Source organism: Hymenobacter terrigena (assembly GCF_054776515.1).
In genome coordinates, this window is sequence record NZ_BAAHBU010000001.1 from 747,099 (window position 1) to 765,151 (window position 18,053).

Sequence of the window (18,053 nt, forward strand, 5' to 3'; positions counted from 1 at the left end):
TGCGCCCAAAAAACATGTACCTGCCAATAACCTCGACCAGAAAGCCGGTATGATTTCTGAAAGAGGGACAAAAATGATAGGGTGTAACAGTAGAAAAAGGTGCAAAACGAGAAAAAGACTTGGAAATTTAGGGTGGCTCGCTATGATTTGTGATTCATCATTTATCTTTGCCCTCAGAATACGAACTCATCCAATCCACTATTTCCCGTTTGGTAGTCAATTCCTATGGCCATCCTCCGCTTTAAAGCTCTAGAACTCGTTAATCAGCGCCGTCCCATTACGGTGGAGTCCGCGGCTGCCCGTCGCTCCGACAGCTTTGGGCAAAACGTGTTCAATCTGGAAGCCATGCGGGCCACCATGCCCGGCGATTATTTCAAGAAGCTCCAGGCTGCCATTAAGCAGGGGGCTACCGTGGAGCGCAACGTGGCCGATGCCGTGGCTTCGGCCATGAAGACCTGGGCCATGGCCAAGGGCGCCACGCACTACACCCACTGGTTCCAGCCCCTGACCGGTGCCACCGCCGAAAAGCACGACTCGTTCTTCGACCTCAACTCCGACGGTCGGCCGATTGAAAACTTCAAGGGCTCGGCCCTGGTGCAGCAGGAGCCCGATGCCTCCTCGTTCCCCAACGGCGGCATCCGCAACACGTTTGAGGCCCGTGGCTATACCGCCTGGGACCCCACGTCGCCCGCTTTCATCATTGAAACGGTAGGCGCTAAAACGCTGTGCATCCCCACGATTTTCGTGGCCTACACCGGCGAAGCCCTCGACTACAAAGCCCCGCTGCTGAAGTCGCTGGCGCTGCTGGAAAAGTCGGCCCTGGACGTCTGCCACTACTTCGACAAAGACGTGAGCCGCGTGAACACCACGCTCGGCATCGAGCAGGAGTATTTCCTGGTTGACAAGGCGTTGTACGACGCCCGTCCCGACCTCGTGCTCACCGGCCGCACGCTCTTCGGCCACATTCCGGCCAAAGGCCAGCAGCTCGACGACCATTACTTCGGCTCGATTCCGGCCCGCGTGCACGGCTTCATGCTGGAATTTGAGGAAGAGGCCAACCTGCTCGGCATTCCGCTGCGCACCCGGCACAACGAGGTGGCCCCCAACCAGTTTGAGTGCGCCCCCACGTTTGAGGATGCCAACCTGGCCGTCGACCACAACCAATTGCTGATGGACGTGATGGCCCGCGTAGGCGAGCGCCACAACTTCAAGGTGCTGCTGCACGAGAAGCCTTTCGCTGGCGTGAACGGCAGCGGCAAGCACAACAACTGGGCAATGAGCACCGACACCGGTGTGAACCTGCTCGCCCCCGGCCGTCGCCCCAAGGAGAATCTGCAATTCCTGGCCTTCCTCATCACCACCATCAAGGCGGTGCACCGCTACGCCGACTTGCTGCGCGCCAGCATCGCCTCGGCCAGCAACGACCACCGTCTGGGTGCCAACGAGGCCCCGCCGGCCATCATGTCGGTGTTCCTGGGTTCGATGCTGGACGGCGTGCTCGACGAGCTGGAGCGTACCGCCAAGCTGCCGCTCGACAAGGGTGACAACATTTACCTGAAGCTGGGCATCGACAAGATTCCGGCCATCCTGCTCGACAACACAGACCGCAACCGTACCTCGCCGTTCGCCTTCACCGGCAACAAGTTTGAGCTGCGCGCCGTGGGTTCTTCGGCCAACTGTTCTTCGGCCATGACGGTTCTCAACACCATCGTTGCCGACCAGCTCATCGATTTCAAGGAAGCAGTTGATACGCTTATCGACCAGGGCAAGAAAAAAGAAGTGGCCATCGTGGAAATTCTCCGCGAGTATGTAATATCTTCGAAGTGCATTCGTTTCGAGGGCAACGGCTACTCCGACGAATGGAAGGAAGAAGCCGAAAAGCGTGGCCTCAGCAACATTGCCACCACGCCCCAGGCGCTGGATGCCCTTGTGCGCGACGATGCGGCCGACCTGTTTGCCCGTCACGGCATCTTCTCGGAAATCGAGCTGCACGCCCGCCACGAGATTTTGCTGGAGGAGTACATGAAGAAAATCCAGATTGAGAGCCGCGTAATGGGCGATTTGGCCATCAACCACATCATTCCGACCGCACTTGCGTATCAGACCAAGCTGGTGAACAACGTGCGCGGCCTGCGCGAGCTCGGCCTCGACGATGAGCACAGCCAGGTAACGCTGGAAATGATTAAAGCCATTTCCCGCCACGTTTCAACCATCAAAACCAACGCCGACGCCATGACGGAGGCGCGTAAGCAAGCCAACAAAATCGGAGACGCCCGCGAACTCGCGGTAGCGTACTGCGAAGAAGTAAAACCAAAATTCGACCCCATCCGCCGCGCCGTTGATAAACTGGAGCAGATGGTGGCCGACGAGGACTGGCCTCTGGTGAAGTACCGCGAACTATTGTTCAGCCGGTAATTCGTCAGCGGACGGAATCGGGTCCGGTGTTGGGTGGGAATTCTCGCCGCGCCCCGGTTTTGAAAGAGCCATCTCGGGTGAGGTGGCTTTTTTTGGTAGATTGCCGCAATCGTTTGCAGTTGGCATTCGGGAGTTTTTTGTTGCGTTTGTGCCCGTTGGGCTTGATTAGGCCGTTTTGGCGGATTTGGGCGTGGCGGCTAGCAACAGAGGCAAGCGCGGGGTGACGGCCTCATCCTCCACAATTTCGGCGCTGCTGCCGGGGTCGGGCACCAGCATTTTCCAGGTGGCGCTGCGGAGCTCATCGAGCTTGTCCAGCGCGTCGCTGACGGTGGGGTTGGCCTTCAGCTTATCAAACAAGCCGCTTTTGTTGCCCACGACAATCAGCTTTTCAATCACGAAAGGCAGCACCCAGCCCACCACATTGGAGGCCAGCGCGCCGCGCAGGCCGAGGCGGAGCAGCAGGCGCACGGCCATTTGCTCGATGAGCAGGACGCGGGCAGCGGGCAGGGCTTTATCGGCCAGGAAATCGGCTACGAGCTTGAGGTTGCCTTTCTCTACTTCGGCGCGGAGCACGTCCTGCACGCTGTCGAGGGCACGGGCGGCCAGTTGGCGAAACAGGCGGCCGGTTTGCCAGGCTGCCAAGCCGGTGAAGCGGGCCGCCCCGAGAAGAGTGGGCAGGAAGCGTGGTTTTTTCATGGATTACAACGAAATGTTGGCCCTAACGGGCTTCATAAGGAACGCAGCAATGCCCAAAGGGGTTAGCACTGCGGTAAGCAATGATTTGCGGAAATCACAGAAATTTTTGAAATTTCAAAAAAACGTGGTAACCCTTTTAGCATTTGCTTGTTAATTTTCCATCTATGGGTGGCGTTTTTTCTTTTGTATGTCTGATTTGCTGCTGGATATAAATTTACAACATCTACCCGATGACTATTTTGGCGGGGAATGGCAGGTGGCCAGCCGGGTGCTGAACCACAACGACCCCGCTAGTCCGCTGGCGCTGGCCGACCGGCTGGTACTCACCCCGGGCCAGGTAGAGGCCAAGCCCACGCCGCCCGGCTCCAGCCTAACCGGCAACTGGGCCGTGATGCGCGACGAGCTGATGAACCGGCCCTACCTCAACTTCGAGCTGCCCAATGAGGCTACCCGCGCCCTGGTTACGCGGATGCGGCGCTCGGCCGATGGCCTGCACAGCCAGTTGAATCTGTATTTCGCGTCGGGCATGGAAATGCAGCTTGACCGCGCGTAAGTGTATTTTAATTTCGGTTTTTAAACTTCTCAATTCGTGAGCACACCGCAGGAAGTTACCCAATTGCCCGCTATTGCCCAGAATGGGCTCGTTGGTCCCGAACAGTTCACTTTCCTCGCGGATATGATACCGCAGCTGGTCTGGATTACCGACCAGAACGGGTTTCATACCTACTTCAACCAGCGCTGGACTAATTTCACGGGCTACACGCTGGCCGACAGCGTGGGACCGGATATGTGGAACAACCTGCTGCACCCCGACGACCGCGCCCGTGCTCGTGAGGTGTGGGGCCATTCGCTGGCCACGGGCGATGACTACAACATCGAATACCGCTTCAAAGCCAAGGATGGGTCGTACCGCTGGTTTTTGGGCCAGGCCCTGCCGCGCCGGGGCGAAGATGGCCAGATTATCGCCTGGTTTGGCACCTGCACCGACATTCAGGAGCAGCGCCAGCTGCGCGACCAACTCGAGGCCGCGTATTCGGACCTTGAAGCCAAGGTAATGTTTCGGACGCTGGATTTGGAGCGCGAAGTGAAGCAGCTGCGCGAAGCGGCGGGCAAATAGGGTTTGGTGAGTAAGCATTGTTCAAAACGGCTCTTCGGAGCCGTTTTGCGTTAATAGCCCTGACTACTTGTCGGACTACTTGCTAATTCATCGGGCGGCTTCGGTGGGCCCAGTACCTCTTTGTTTATGAATTCCATTGTTATTCAGCAGCCCGGCGGGCCTGAAGTTCTGCAGCTGCAACAGCAGCCTAAGCCGCAGCCGACGGCTCACGAAGTGCTTATCCGCGTACACGCTGCTGGCGTAAACCGGCCCGACGTGCTGATGCGCCAGGGAAAATATGCCGGTAGCGGCGACGTAACCGGCCTGGTTCCCGGCCTGGAAATAGCCGGCACCGTGGAAGCCTGCGGGGCCGCCGTGACCCGCTGGCAACCCGGCGATGCCGTGTGCGCCTTGCTGCCCGCCGGTGGCTACGCCGAATATGCCGTGGTGGATGCCCGCCACTGCCTGCCCGTGCCCGCCGGCTTGAGCATGACGGAGGCCGCCGCCCTGCCCGAAACCGTATTTACGGTGTGGCACAACGTGTTTCAGCGGGGCGGTTTGCAGCCGGGCGAAACGCTGCTGGTACACGGAGGAAGCAGCGGCATTGGCACCACGGCCATTCAGCTGGCGCGTGCGCTGGGCAGCCACGTCGCCATTACGGCCGGCGATGATGCCAAGTGCTCGGCTTGCCTGGCGTTGGGGGCCGACTGGGCCATCAACTACAAAACCCAGGATTTTGAGGAGGTATTGAACGAGGCCGGCGTCGATGTGATTCTCGATATGATTGGCGGCGCCTACATTGCCAAAAACCTGCGCCTGCTGAAGGACGACGGCCGCCTGGTGTTCGTGAATGCCATGCAGGGCGGCAAGGGCGAATTCAACGCGCTGGAGGTGATGCGGCGCCGGCTGAGCATCACCGGCAGCACGCTGCGGCCCCGCTCGGCGGACTTTAAAGCCGCGCTGGCGGCAGCGGTGGAACAGCACGTCTGGCCGCTGATTGCGGCGGGCAAGTTCCGGCCGGTTATCTACAAAACCTTCCCGCTGGCCGAGGCGGCCGCCGCGCATGAACTGATGGAAAGCAGCGCCCACTTTGGCAAAATTGTGCTGGCGGTAGGCGTGTAGCCCACGCAAAAAGGCCCGTTCCATGGCGTTTGGAACGGGCCTTTTTGCTTGAACAAAAAGCTAAGCCATTACGCCCGCTTCCACTTAATGCCGCAGCCGATGGCCTTGGTTTCGCTGGTGGTGGCGGGCTTGCCGGCCAGGATTTCCGTCATGGCATTTTCCACGTATTTGGTTTTTGCCAGCTTGGCGTCTTCCGAATTATCGTCGATGGCCCCGATGTAGGACACCACGAAATCCGCCCCCTTACGGGTGAGGACGAACAGGTGCGGCGTGCGGGTGGCGCCGTAGGTTTTGGCCACCTGCTGCGACTCGTCCTGCAGGTAGGGGAAGGCGTATTTCTTGCTTTGCATGGCGGCGTAGGAGTCGCCGGGGGCCACGGCCGGGTCGTTGGGGTTGATGGCGACCACGGGGTAGCCCAACGGCGCGTACTTGGCATTAAGGCCGATGATGCGGCTTTCGTAGGCTTTGGCGAAGGGGCAAGTATTGCAGGTGAAGACCACGATGTAGCCTTTGGTCGTCTTGTTGTCGGCCAGCGACACCATTTTGCCGTCGATGTTTTTCAGCTTAAAATCGGCAGCTTTATCACCGACTTTGTAACCGTCGGAGGAAGGGCGCAGCACGAAGCTGCTCAGCAATACGAAGCAGAGGGCGAGAAATGGCAGGACTTTTTTCATGGCTCAACAAGATTACGGGTTGTTTTTTAAAGATAGTTATTGCTGAATATTTTTCAGGGCTGCCTGGAGCTCGGCGGCCGACAGCTCGCGCTCGAAGGTGGTACGGCGCTTGGATTTGTTATTGAAAATCAAGGTGAAGGGTAGCGCGCCCGACCATTTAACATCCACTTTGTTAATCCACTCGTTGGGGTCGGGCTCGTTCAGCAACAGCACTTCCGATTTCAGCCCGCGCTGTTTCACGAAGGGCTTCACCTTCTTATCGAGCTGCGAAGCGTAATCGAGGCTCACGAGCAGGACTTTTACTTTCTTGGAGGCATTCGCTACGCGTAGCTGCTCGAAGTTGGGCAGTTCTTTCACGCAGGGCGCGCACCAGGTGGCCCAGAAATTCACCACGTAGGTTGTATCGGTGGCCCGCACCAGCCGATTTTGCAGCTCCGAAAACCGGATAACGGCAACGTTCTGAGCAAATGCAGGGGCGCAGCAGAGCAGGCTGCTACCCAGAACAAGGGATTGTATTAGACGCATTGAATAATAGCTGCGTGGAGTTTCCCAACAGACCGAGAAGGCCGGTCGGAAGTTGCGCCAGTCCACGAGTTACGTCCCGTACAACGGTGGCGCGGGCAAGCGAAATACATCGCGCAGGGCGCGACGGGCCGCATAATAGCCGCACATGCCGTGCACGCCCCCACCCGGCGGTGTAGCCGATGAACACAGGTACAGCCCGCGTTGCGAAGTGCGGTAGGGCGACGCCCGCAGCGCCGGGCGGGTGAATAACTGACCGATGTCCAGTTGTCCGCCGTTGATATCGCCGCCCACGTAGTTGGGGTTGTATTCCTCCATCTGGGCCGTGTCAAAGGTATGGCGAGCCAGAATGCGCTCCCGAAAGCCCGGCGCAAAGCGTTCGACCTGGCGCTCGATGGCGGCGGTCATGTCCAAGCGCGAGCCGTTGGGGACGTGGCAGTAGGCCCAGGCCGTGTGCCGCCCGGCCGGGGCGCGGGTGGCGTCGAAGAGGCTTTGCTGGGCCAGCAGCACGAAGGGCTTTTCCGGGTGCTGGCCCCGGGCCGTGGCTTGTTCACTGGCCGCGATTTCGGCCAGCGTATTGCCCAGGTGAATGGTACCGGCCCGGGCACATTCGGACGCGGTGAAGGGAATGGGTTCGGCCAGCGCCCAGTCAATTTTAAACACGCCCATGCCGTAGCGGTAGCGCCGCAGCTGCCATTGGTAAATGCTCGACAGGCTATGCCCGGCAATCTGGAGCAGCTGCGCCGGCGTTACATCAAAGAGCACGGCCCGAGCCGAGGGCAGCTGCGCCAGCGAACGTACAAACGTCCCGGTTTCGACCCGCCCGCCCAGGGCCACGAAATGCGCCACCAGTGCGTCGGCAATAGCCTGCGAGCCGCCTTTGGGCAAGGGCCAGCCGCCGCGGTGCGCCGCAATGAGCAGCACCAGGGCAATGGCAGAAGTGGTCAGGTTGCTCAGCGGCTGGATGGCGTGGGCGGCCATGCCGGCCAGCAAGCCTTTGGCTTTTTCATCCGCGAAGCGCCGCGCCAGCACCGTGGCCGGCAGCAGCGCCGAGAGGCCAAACCGGGCCATGTTCAGCGGGTGCCGGGGGAAGTGCAGCGGGGCCAGCACGTCGTTGGCAATGCTGGGCCATTGAGCTACAAGCGGGCCGAGCAGGTGCTGATAAGAGGCCGCATCGGAGCCGAGGCCACGGGCAGTATCGACCAGCGACGCGGCCACGGCGGCGGTGCCGTCGTCGAACGGGTGCGCGGCGGCCACGGGGGGGGTGAGGTATTCCAGCCCGTAGCGCGCCAGCGGCAGCGTCTGGAAAAAGGGCGATGCCGCCGCCAGCGGGTGAATGGCCGAGCAGATATCGTGGCGAAAACCGGGCAGCGTCAGTTCGGCGGTGCGCAGGCCGCCGCCTATTTCCCGCTTGCCTTCGAGCAGCAACACCGACAGGCCGGCCTGTTGCAACACGATGGCCGCCGCCAACCCATTGGGGCCGGAACCGACGACGACAGCATCATAGGTAGGCGTACTCATGCAGGACGGGGTTGGGTGTGTTTTGGGGTAAAGGAGCGTGCGGTCCCCGGTTTAAGGCCCCCAGCCCGACCGTCGCAGGAACTCAACCAAACGCGGGTCGTTGGCCGATATGGGCACCAGCCACATATCAACCCGTTCCCGCTGCCACCACTGGCCCTGCGGATTGCCGGGGCGGGCGAATTTATAGCGGTACCGCACGGCCCGAATATAGCGCGGCGGCTGGCCGGGAAACGGATTGCGGGCAAATAAACTGACCGCATCGGGGTCGTTGTGCAGGAGCTTCGATACGAGGTTGAGCGTCCAGGGATAATCGGCGGGCGAGGCCATGGCGGCAAACCACATCTGCCAGTCCAGCCGCAGCTGGTAGGGCGCAATTTGGGGCGGGCGTTGGTCGAGGGCCACGGGGAGGCCTTTGTAAGGGTAGGGTTGCCAGGTAGCACTGTCGCTGGGGTTGGCGTCGCGGGTGCCTTCAAATACCACGTTCAGCCGCTCACGGCCCACGGAGCCAAAGGCTCCGTAGGTGTTCACCAGGTCCAGCGGGTCAAAGGAGGTGTTCATGATTTGGCCCGGCGAAACCATATTCAGCACCGGCCGGATGCTGAGCAGCGCGACAACTGCTGTGACCACCCAGGCCGCTGTGCGCATGGGGCGCGACACCTCGGCCTGGGCCGCCGCAACCTCGGCCCGATGCACCAGCTGCCGGGGCAGCAGCCGGGCCCAGAAGCCATCGTCGAAACAGGCCAGGGCGGGCACGATGGTCAGCCAGTTCAAAAACGACAGGTTGCCGCTCAGGATTAGGGTGACCTGAAACAATATCATGACCACGCCGGCGGCGTGCCGGGCCACGCGCGGCCCAAAAGCAAAGCAGGGCGCCAGCAGCTCCGCCAGCCAATTGAACCACACGCCCAGGCGCAGCCCCGCCCGCGGCAGAAAGTGGAACCATCGGCTCAGCGGGCCGGGAATGGGCTGGGTTTCGAAATGGTAGTAGAGGGCGGTGCTGTTGCGCCAGACTTCATCGCCGCGCACCTTGATGAGCCCCGCTCCGAGCATGACACGCACCACCAACCAGCGAAACAGCACAATGATGGGCAGGGGAGGAGGATACTTGGGAAAAGGTCGCCCATCGAGTAAAGGGCACAGAAAAATGGCCAGAAACCCGGTTTCGGTCAGCTGGATTTCCCAGCCGTAGCCGTACCATTCCTGCCCCACGTGCACGATGGATAGGTAGAGCACCCACAGCACCGCCAACAGCAGCCCGTTGGCGTAGCCGGCCGCTACTAGGCAGGAAATTACAAATCCCAGCCAGGCCGCCGTCAGCAAAGTTCCATCCGAATGCCCGAGCCAGAAGATGGACGGCAGCCGCACAAAGCCTGCGGCCGTCGAGCCCAGCATCACGCTCACCTGCTTCAGAAATACGCCCACCGGCAGCAGCCCATTCGCCCCAATCAGCGGAATAATCTGGTTGATGGCCACCAGAAACGCCACTGCGTACAATGCGCCCAGCAGGCGCAGAATAACGAAGCGCGTGAGCCAGTAGGTTGGCTTGGGCGGCGTGGGGAGGGCTTCGGTTTCCATGTTGATTGCGTATCAATGAAATGGAAAAAGCTCGGCATGCAGAATCCTGTGTTGGCCGTCAGGGTTGGCCGCCCCCACCAGAAGCCCCATAAATCTGGCCCGTGGTGAAGCTGGCGTCATTAGCGGCCAGCTGCACATAAATCGAGGCCAGTTCGACGGGTTGGCCGGGGCGGCCCATGGGCGTTTTGGCGCCAAACTCTTTCAGGTTTTCCTGGGTGGAGCCGCCGCTCACCTGCAAGGGCGTCCAGACCGGCCCCGGGGCCACGCCGTTGACGCGTATGCCCTTCGGGGCGAGCTGCTTAGCCAATGACTTCACATAGTTCATCGTTGCCGCCTTGGTCTGGGCATAGTCGTAGAGGTTGGGCGAGGGGTCATAGGCCTGTTCCGAGGTGGTGCCGATGATGGCGGAGCCGGCCGGCATATGGGGCAGCGCAGCCTTGATAATCCAGAACGGCGCGTAGATGTTGGTTTTCATTGTGGCGTCAAAATCCGCACTTGTCAGGTCCAGAATGGACTGGCGCTGCTGCTGGCGGCCGGCGTTATTCACCACGATATCAAGGCCGTCGAGCTGGCGCACGGCTTCGGCCACCAATTTCTGGCAGAAGGCTTCCTCACGCAGGTCGCCCGGAATGGCGATTCCCTTGCGGCCTTCGGCTTTTATGAGGGCAATAACTTCTTTCGCATCGGCCTCCTCGGCCGGCAGGTAGTTGATGGCCACATCGGCCCCCTCGCGGGCGTAGGCAATGGCGGCGGCGCGGCCCATGCCCGAGTCGCCGCCCGTTATCAGCGCCTTGCGGCCTTGCAGGCGGCCCGAGCCCTTGTAGCTTTTTTCGCCGTGGTCGGGGCGAGGGTCCATCTGGCTGGCCAGGCCCGGCCAGGGCTGCGACTGCCCTTTAAATGGCGGCTTGGGGTACTTATTGTTTGGATTTACCATAGGGTCTGGGGCTGCGGTGGGCGCACTTGCGCCCTGCGCCGACAGCACGGGGGCCACCGCCGCCACCGCCAGACTAGCTCCCAGCCCACTGATGAGTTCACGCCGACTGAGTTTATTTTCTTCGTTCATGGTGTTGAAATATAATGTTTTAAGGATATGCGTTTGGCATATTGTATACCCGTTTTTTGAAGTTCGGGTTGGTAGCGAGCCCGCTGAAAATGCCTAACCTGAGAAACGTTAGCGGCTAATGCTGCTTACCGTTGAGGCAAGTCCTGCGGCGGTTTGGGAACGATGGCGGCCAACGCTTCAACCGGAAATCAGGTCGGCTCGCAAGCTTCCACAGCTCACCTAGCTTGCGCATGCGCGCCACGCGGCCGCCGGTACCGCTTTACCTTTGCATTACGGCGCAACTTTCGCCGGCACCCCCTGGTTTTTGGCCCATGAACAAGACGTATTGCCCCAGCCTCACCGAATACAAGCGCCGCGTGTCGCGCGTGGTCAACATTGGCGGCTTGCCGATGGGCGGCGATTACCCCATCCGCGTGCAGAGCATGACCACCGTGGACACGATGGACACGATGGGTTCGGTGGAGCAGACATTGCGCATGGTGGAGGCCGGCTGCGAATACGTGCGCATTACCGCGCCCAGCATGAAGGAGGCCCAAAACCTGCTGGAAATCAAGAAGGAATTGCGCAAGCGCGGCTGCAACGTGCCGCTCATCGCCGACATTCACTTCACGCCCAACGCCGCCGAGCTGGCCGCCCGCATCGTGGAGAAGGTGCGCGTGAACCCCGGCAACTACGCCGACAAAAAGAAGTTTGAGGAAATTGAATACACCGACGCCACCTACGCGGCCGAAGTGGAGCGCATCCGCGAGCGGTTCCGGCCGCTGGTTCAGATTTGCAAGCAGCACGGCACGGCCATGCGCATCGGCACCAACCACGGCTCGCTGTCCGACCGCATCCTGAGCCGCTACGGCGACACGCCGCTCGGCATGGTGGAGTCGGCGCTGGAATTCCTGCGCCTCTGCGAGGAGGAAAACTACTACGACGTGGTGCTGAGCATGAAGGCCAGCAACACTCAGGTGATGGTGCAGGCCTACCGCCTGCTGGTGCAGAAGCTCGACGAGGAAGGCCTACAACCGTACCCGCTGCACCTGGGCGTGACCGAAGCCGGCGAGGCCGAGGACGGCCGCATCAAGAGCGCCGTGGGCATCGGCACGCTGCTGGAAGATGGCCTTGGCGACACCGTGCGCGTGTCGCTCACCGAAGCACCTGAGGCCGAAGCCCCGGTGGCCCGCATGCTGATTGACCGCTACACCGAGCGGGCCGCGTTGGCCCGGCCCATCCGGCCGCTGGTGGGCGAGGCGCCCATCGACCCCTTCCAGTACCACCGCCGTACCACGCACGAAGTAGCCAACTTTGGCGGGCTGAACGTGCCGCGCGCCGTGGCGGATTTGTCGCGCCTGCCGCGCCGCGAATACGCCGACCTGCGCGCCGCCGGACACCTGTATTCGCCCTTCCTCGATAAATTTCAGATGGGCGACCTCGGGGCCGACTACATCTACACCGGCGAGCGGCCGGTGCCTTACATGCTGCCCAATGGCCTGAAGGAAGTGGTAACCTTCACGGCCTGGAAAGATGCCGGCCGCCGCACCGACCACTATCCGCTGATGACGGCTTGCACTTACCTGGAAACCAGTGCCGACGCCCGTCATCCGCAGCTAAACTTTCTACTGGTTGAGCCCATTGCGTTCGACTCGCGCCTGATTGAGCACCTGCGCACCGACCGCACCGTGGTGCTGGTGCTCGAAACCCACAACCCCCACGCCATGCCCGACCTGCGCCGGGCCTTCTTCGAGCTGATTAACCACGGCGTGACCTGCCCGGTCATTATTGCCCGCTTCTACCCGCAGCAGCCCGATGAGAAAACCCAGCTCGACGCCGCCACCGACGTGGGCGGCCTACTCATCGACGGTCTGGGCGATGGCGTGGTGCTCGGCGCCCGCCTGCTGCCCGTCGACCGGCCCCAGGAAGATTGGCTGCGCGACATTGACATGCTCAACCAGCTTTCGTTCGGCATCCTGCAGGCGGCCCGCACCCGCATGAGCAAAACCGAATACATCAGCTGCCCCAGCTGCGGCCGCACCCTATTCGATTTGCAGGAAACCACGGCCATGATTCGCAAGCGCACCGACCACCTCAAGGGCATCAAAATCGGTATCATGGGCTGCATCGTGAACGGCCCCGGCGAAATGGCCGATGCCGACTACGGCTACGTGGGCGTGGGCAAAGGCAAAATTTCCCTCTACCGCGGCCAAGAAGTCATCAAAAAATCCGTGCCCGAAGAAGCCGCCGTGGACGAGCTCATCGAACTCATGCGCGAGGACGGGCGCTGGATTGAGAAGGAAGTATTGGGCGAGCCGGTGGGGGCGTAAGTACATGCCTCTGCTAAACGTAATAAGTCCAATAGTAAGAGCTTTCCGAATCTTTCAGAAAGCCATGCTATCCATAGGAATTGTTTTTTTATTCGGAACAGTATTTTTTATTGTCAAAAGATTTATTGAAATCCCAGATTTCCTAATTGCTATCAAGGAGCAAATGGTTAAAAATCCTGTTTTCATTTCTGAAATCGGAGAATATAATGGATACACAATATGGTTCGATGAAAAATTAGCTTCAAAGAGAGAGACTGTACCATATTCCGTTTCAATTAATGGTAAAAACGATAGTTCATACGTTAAGATATCTGGCGTCTATAATTTGAGATACGACGGAAGAATTGAATACTCAAAAAAGGATACTGTGTTTTCTAGGTGCTTAGGTTTATGATTTTCAAAAACCAGTATATTATTTACACTTGTCCTTCCGCCGCGTGTCGATGATGTGCGCGATTTTCCAGCCGTCGGCCAGCTTCACCAGCTGGAACGAGTCGTAGCCGCAGTGGCTGAATTTGCTGCCTAGGTAGAACTCGTAGGGTGCCCACACGCTGGCCAGGTTGGCATCGATTAACACCCGCTCGAACTGCACCCGCTCGTCCCAGATTTCGGGGTGGGGCGTGCCCACGGCTTTCAGGAAGCCGTTGATGGATTCGATTTCCAGCGTGGGCGGCTGGCCGGGCTTGCCGCCAAAACCGTGGAATACGGCCGCCGGGGCCAGTGTGCGGCGCACGGCGGTGCTGTCGCTGCGCCGCATGCCATCGAAAAAGGCGGTGACGGTTTGTTTCACCGCTTCCGTTTCGGAAGAAGCTTTTTGAGCCTTAGCAGCGGAGGTAGCGATGGCCAGCAAGCCAGCGAACAGAAGAAAAGTAGCGGATTTATTCATCGGGTCAGTATTGGAATGGCTAAAGGCACGCTGCCACAGCGCAGGTTGCGTAGCCGGCGATGGAGGTAGCTTTGCGGGCGTATGCAAACAGCCGTTCTCAGTGGCCCGCTGGCCGCGCAATTTGCCGATGAAGGATTTGCGGTGCTGCCCAATGTTTACGCGCCCGCCGAAGTGACCGCCTTGCTGCACGCCGTAGAAAGTGTGGCGAGTGATGGTCCGAACTTTCGGCGGAGCCAGGAAGTGTTTGCCATTCGGGAGTTGCTAAAGGAAATTCCGGACCTCTGGCCGTTGCTCGATACGCCTGCTTTGCGCCAACTGCTGGCCGGGCTGTTTCCGGCGGGTTACCAGCTGGTGAAAGGTATTTATTTCGACAAACCAGCCGGCTCAAACTGGCTCGTGGCCTGGCACCAGGACCTGATGATAAACGTGGACCAGCGTGTCAACTTACCCGGTTTCGGTCCCTGGACCAGCAAAACCGAAGGTATTTCGGTGCAGCCGCCGGTGGAAGTCCTGGAAAACGTGGTGACCCTGCGCATTCACCTCGACGACTGCGACGCCACCAACGGCGCCCTGAAAGTGGTGCCCGGCTCGCACCGCCACGGCGTGGTGCCGGCCGTCGCCCTCGGCAGCTACACGCCGAAAGCTACCGTCTGCGCCGTGCCCGGTGGAGGGGCTATGCTGATGAAACCACTGCTGTTGCACGCCTCCAATCGCAGCTCCAGCAACCGGCCGCGCCGGGTAATGCACCTGGAATTTGCCTCGGTGGAACTGCCGGCCGGGCTGGCTTGGCGCGAGCGGCGCGAAGTGTAGCGCCTGCTTCAGCTTGCACTGCGTTGCGTAATCTTTCCCAGCTATATACAAGCTAAAGCCAGTGCTGCGGCAAATCTTTCTGGCGCGCCGGGTGTTACCTTAGCTACTCCCAAACCTGCTCTGATATGAACGGCAAGAACCTCTTCAACTTCGGCCCGGTCCTCGGCTATTATTTCCGAAAAAACGACCCCAACCGCAAGAACAACTTCAACCTGAAGACCATGCACTTCATCAATAAGCTCAGCTTAGCGATGTTTCTGGTGTGTCTGGTGGTGATGCTGTTCCGTTACGTGCTGTAGGCTGGGGTAGGATGAATATTGAGGATTTCCGCGACTACTGCCTGCTGAAAGCCGGCGTGACTGAAGAAACGCCCTTCGGCCCCGAAACGCTGGTGTTTAAAGTCGGCGGCAAAGTATTTGCCCTGACCGATATCGACACCTTCGGCAGCATCAACCTGAAATGCGACCCCGAGCGCGCCGAGGAGCTGCGCGAGGCCCACGACTACGTGCGGCCCGGCTACCACATGAACAAGAAGCACTGGAACACGGTGCTCATCGGTACCGGTGCCCCGGAAGGCCAGCTCCGCGAGCTGATTGACCACTCGTATGCGCTGGTGCGGGCGTCGCTCCCGAAGGCCGTGAAGGCGGCGTTGGAGGAATAAGAATAAGAACGCCATGCTGGGCGGAGTCGAAGCATCTCTACCGCGCAAGTAATTCATTTACTATGGCGGTAGAGATGCTTCGACTCCGCCCAGCACGACGTTCCTGCTTTAAATAGTGCTTTAAAAAGCTACTGCCCCACCAAAAACACGGCGTTGCCGAACATCAGCTTGCCGCTCTGCCAGAAGGCGCGGAACAAGGGATTGTCGCCCATATACACCACTTCGCCGCGCCCCAAATCCTGCGCCCCGACCACGAACGTATCCGTGAGCTCCTTGCGGGCCTTGGTGCCGGTGAAGCCGGCCGAGTAGCTGTCTTTCTTGATAACGCCCACGTTCCAGCCGCTTTTGGGCAGGAAGCTGTAGTTGAGCGGGTTGCGGATAAGCGCATAATAGGTGTCGCCATAGCCGAAGGCCAGCGGGTGGGAGTTGTCGAGCTGCACGCGGTAGATGCTACCCTGCACGGCATCCTCGGCTTCCTCGCGCTCGGCGTCGCCGTAGCGGCGCAGGGCCAGGTAGGGGTTGGCCTTCAGCTCTTTTTTGATGGCGGTGGAGTCGGTGGTTTTGGGCTTGAGCAGGAAGTCCTTTTTGCCGGACAGGAATTTGGCCGCGCCTTCGAGGGCAATGAGGCGGCCGCCGTCGCGCACCCAGGCTTTGAGGCTTTCGAGGCTGCGGTCGTTGTACACGTCGGCGTAGCCGCCGTTGGGCAGGATGAGGACGTCGTATTTATTTAAGCTCACGCGGCTGAGGTAGTCGGTGCCGAGCACCGTAATAGGGTAGCCGAGCTGCTGCTCGAAAAAGTGCCACACCTCGCCAAACGCGGTGGCGTCCACGCCCGGGCCGGCCACCACGGCCACGTTGGGCTGCTTCACAAAATGCACCGAGCTGGAGCCTAAGTCCCGCCCCGAGGTTGAAAAGCCCGATTTTACGGCCATGACGGTGGTGCCGGCCGAATCGGCCTGGGCCCGAACCAGCTGGTCGAACCGCGCCCCGAGGCCCTCATTGCCGGTGCGGGTGATGATGAGCGTGCCGGGCGCGTACAGCTGGCCTTCCGACTCGAAGGCCTTTTCGGCGTAGCGCACCTTCACTTTTTGTTGCAGCAGGCGGCTGAGAAAACGCACGTCTTGCAAGCTGTTCCAGCGGGCCAGGTAGGCGTAAGGACGGTCGGCCGCGGCGGCGCTGCCCTTCACGCTGGCCGTGGCAGGCGCGCCGGCCGAAGCATCCAAGCGGCTGGCTACGGCGTAGGATTTCAGACCAAACGCATAGGGCAGGGCCCAGGAAGTGATGTCGTAGGTAAGCGAATCTTCGAGCTGCGACTTGGGCTCGAACAGCACCTTCACCAGGGTCGATTTGGGCTGGTACATGCTGATAACCACGTCGCGCGGCTCAATGGTAACGGCGCCGGTTTTGCCGGTGGTGTAGTTGAAGCCGCGGGTTTTGGTGCGTCTGGGGGCGTAGCCGTAGCGAATCTGGTTGCGGTCGAGGTATTGGGTGAAGGCGCGGAGCTGGCCGGGGTCGTTGCCGGCCGCCATTACGTAGCTCTTAAACTCGCCCCGGGGCTTGCTGGCCGCGTTGGCGAAATAGCTCTGGAACTCGCGCACCAAGTCGTCGTGTCGCTCGGCGGTGGCCTGGATGGTGGCGCGGCTGGCGGCGTGGTGGTGCGCGATGCGCTGGGCCAGTGTCAGGGTGTCGCCGTCGAGGCGGGCGTAGGCCAGGCCGGCGGGGCCGCCGCCGCCCTGCTCATAGGTCATGCCGATGGCGCCGTTGAAGCTGGGCCACGTGTCGCCGTAAGTGGGCGCGTAGAGGTCGTAGACTTCGCGGGTGAAATACAGCCAGTTATTCTTGTCGAAAGCCACCTTGTTGTAGTCGCCCAGCACGCCCTGGAACTTGCGCTGCCAGACGGTAAGGTCGGCGTGGTAGGGCTTGGCGGCGGGCGAGAAGTAGTAGGTATTATTCGGCCCCATCTCGTGGAAATCGGCGTGTACCTCGGGCAACCACTGGTTGTAGAGGGCAATGCGCTGGCGGGTTTCCTGCTGGGTTTGCCAGGCCCAGTCGCGGTTCAGGTCGAAGTAGTAGTGGTTGAAGCGGCCACCGGGCCAGGGCTCGTGGTGCTCCCAGGAATCGGGGCTGGCGTTCACCGACTGGTTGCGCACGCGGTTGTACCAGTTCACGTACCGGTCGTGGCCGTCGGGGTTGATGCAGGGGTCGACGATGACAACGGTGTTGCGTAGCCAGTCCTGCATCTGCTGGTCCTGCGGGTTGGCCAGGTCGTAGAGCACTTGCATCACGGCTTCGGAGCTCACGGCCTCGTTGCCGTGCACGTTGTAGCTCAGCCAGCACACGCCGGGCATCTGGCGTTGGGCGCTGCCGCTTTCGAGGCCCGCGAGGCGCAGGTTGTTGTGGCGCACGTCTTCGAGCCGGCCGAAGGTTTCGGCGCTGGCCACCTGCACCACTTCCAGCGGGCGCTTCTCGTAGGTGCTGCCGTAGCGCACCAGCTTCATGCGGCCGGGCGTGTGGGCCGTGATGTGGGCCACGTAGCGCAGCAGCTCGGCGTGGGGCGTGAATTGCGCGCCCAGCTTATAGCCCAGGAATTGCTCAGGCGTGAGCAGCGGGCCGGCGTCAGGGCCATTCAGGTTCTGGGCGGCGCTGCCGAAGCTCAGCAGCATTGCCAACCCAGTGGTTATTGCTCCGAAAACCTGTCGCGAG

General features: G+C 60.6%; 16 protein-coding genes. 8 read left to right on the plus strand and 8 right to left on the minus strand.

Features of this window, described 5'->3' with window-relative positions; all coding sequences use genetic code 11:
- Positions 1-225 precede the first annotated feature (225 nt).
- The gene (locus tag ACYU7Q_RS02970; protein WP_460607942.1) at positions 226-2,415 is read left to right on the plus strand and encodes a glutamine synthetase III family protein; all 2,190 of its coding nucleotides are present in this window, start codon (positions 226-228) and stop codon (positions 2,413-2,415) included.
- Between the two features lie 165 nt (positions 2,416-2,580).
- Here ACYU7Q_RS02970 and ACYU7Q_RS02975 read toward each other — a convergent pair whose 3' ends face one another.
- On the minus strand, positions 2,581-3,111 hold the full coding sequence (locus ACYU7Q_RS02975; RefSeq protein ID WP_460607943.1) for a hypothetical protein: 531 nt from the start codon (positions 3,109-3,111) through the stop codon (positions 2,581-2,583).
- A gap of 187 nt (positions 3,112-3,298) precedes the next feature.
- Here ACYU7Q_RS02975 and ACYU7Q_RS02980 point away from each other — a divergent pair, with 187 nt between their 5' ends.
- The 3 genes from ACYU7Q_RS02980 (at position 3,299) to ACYU7Q_RS02990 (ending at position 5,329) form a co-directional block, all read left to right on the plus strand.
- Positions 3,299-3,664, plus strand: a complete 366-nt coding sequence (locus ACYU7Q_RS02980; protein ID WP_460607944.1) for a hypothetical protein — start codon at positions 3,299-3,301, stop codon at positions 3,662-3,664.
- Between the two features lie 36 nt (positions 3,665-3,700).
- Complete coding sequence (locus tag ACYU7Q_RS02985) at positions 3,701-4,228, plus strand: PAS domain-containing protein (protein WP_460607945.1); 528 nt, start codon at positions 3,701-3,703, stop codon at positions 4,226-4,228.
- A 126-nt stretch (positions 4,229-4,354) separates the two neighbouring features.
- Positions 4,355-5,329, plus strand: coding sequence for an NAD(P)H-quinone oxidoreductase (locus tag ACYU7Q_RS02990; protein WP_460607946.1), 975 nt, complete (start codon positions 4,355-4,357; stop codon positions 5,327-5,329).
- Between the two features lie 68 nt (positions 5,330-5,397).
- Here the strand turns inward: ACYU7Q_RS02990 and ACYU7Q_RS02995 are convergent, their stop codons facing one another.
- From ACYU7Q_RS02995 to ACYU7Q_RS03015, 5 genes are all read right to left on the minus strand, one after another.
- A complete protein-coding gene (locus ACYU7Q_RS02995) occupies positions 5,398-6,003 on the minus strand; it encodes a thioredoxin family protein (protein ID WP_460607947.1) in 606 nt (201 codons plus the stop codon).
- 36 nt (positions 6,004-6,039) lie between these two features.
- The gene (locus ACYU7Q_RS03000) at positions 6,040-6,528 is read right to left on the minus strand and encodes a TlpA family protein disulfide reductase (RefSeq protein ID WP_460607948.1); all 489 of its coding nucleotides are present in this window, start codon (positions 6,526-6,528) and stop codon (positions 6,040-6,042) included.
- Between the two features lie 69 nt (positions 6,529-6,597).
- Positions 6,598-8,046: a phytoene desaturase family protein gene (locus tag ACYU7Q_RS03005; RefSeq protein ID WP_460607949.1), complete on the minus strand. Its 1,449-nt coding sequence runs from the start codon at positions 8,044-8,046 to the stop codon at positions 6,598-6,600.
- A 51-nt stretch (positions 8,047-8,097) separates the two neighbouring features.
- The gene (locus tag ACYU7Q_RS03010) at positions 8,098-9,621 is read right to left on the minus strand and encodes a lipase maturation factor family protein (RefSeq protein WP_460607950.1); all 1,524 of its coding nucleotides are present in this window, start codon (positions 9,619-9,621) and stop codon (positions 8,098-8,100) included.
- Positions 9,622-9,679: 58 nt separating this feature from the next.
- Positions 9,680-10,684, minus strand: a complete 1,005-nt coding sequence (locus ACYU7Q_RS03015; RefSeq protein WP_460607951.1) for an SDR family oxidoreductase — start codon at positions 10,682-10,684, stop codon at positions 9,680-9,682.
- A 311-nt stretch (positions 10,685-10,995) separates the two neighbouring features.
- Between ACYU7Q_RS03015 and ispG the strand changes: the two genes are divergently transcribed.
- Positions 10,996-12,993, plus strand: a complete 1,998-nt coding sequence (gene ispG / locus ACYU7Q_RS03020) for a (E)-4-hydroxy-3-methylbut-2-enyl-diphosphate synthase (RefSeq protein WP_460607952.1) — start codon at positions 10,996-10,998, stop codon at positions 12,991-12,993.
- A gap of 412 nt (positions 12,994-13,405) precedes the next feature.
- On the opposite strand, the gene ACYU7Q_RS03025 is transcribed toward ispG, so the two are convergent.
- On the minus strand, positions 13,406-13,879 hold the full coding sequence (locus ACYU7Q_RS03025; protein ID WP_460607953.1) for a nuclear transport factor 2 family protein: 474 nt from the start codon (positions 13,877-13,879) through the stop codon (positions 13,406-13,408).
- Positions 13,880-13,960: 81 nt separating this feature from the next.
- Here ACYU7Q_RS03025 and ACYU7Q_RS03030 point away from each other — a divergent pair, with 81 nt between their 5' ends.
- The 3 genes from ACYU7Q_RS03030 (at position 13,961) to ACYU7Q_RS03040 (ending at position 15,350) form a co-directional block, all read left to right on the plus strand.
- Positions 13,961-14,689 carry a phytanoyl-CoA dioxygenase family protein gene (locus tag ACYU7Q_RS03030; protein WP_460607954.1) on the plus strand — a complete coding sequence of 243 codons (729 nt, stop codon included), beginning with the start codon at positions 13,961-13,963 and terminating at the stop codon, positions 14,687-14,689.
- A gap of 125 nt (positions 14,690-14,814) precedes the next feature.
- A complete protein-coding gene (locus ACYU7Q_RS03035) occupies positions 14,815-14,988 on the plus strand; it encodes a DUF6728 family protein (protein ID WP_198068543.1) in 174 nt (57 codons plus the stop codon).
- Positions 14,989-14,999: 11 nt separating this feature from the next.
- Positions 15,000-15,350: an MmcQ/YjbR family DNA-binding protein gene (locus tag ACYU7Q_RS03040; protein WP_460607955.1), complete on the plus strand. Its 351-nt coding sequence runs from the start codon at positions 15,000-15,002 to the stop codon at positions 15,348-15,350.
- Between the two features lie 128 nt (positions 15,351-15,478).
- Here the strand turns inward: ACYU7Q_RS03040 and ACYU7Q_RS03045 are convergent, their stop codons facing one another.
- A complete protein-coding gene (locus ACYU7Q_RS03045) occupies positions 15,479-18,013 on the minus strand; it encodes a M14 family metallopeptidase (RefSeq protein WP_460607956.1) in 2,535 nt (844 codons plus the stop codon).
- Between the last annotated feature and the right edge of the window lie 40 nt (positions 18,014-18,053).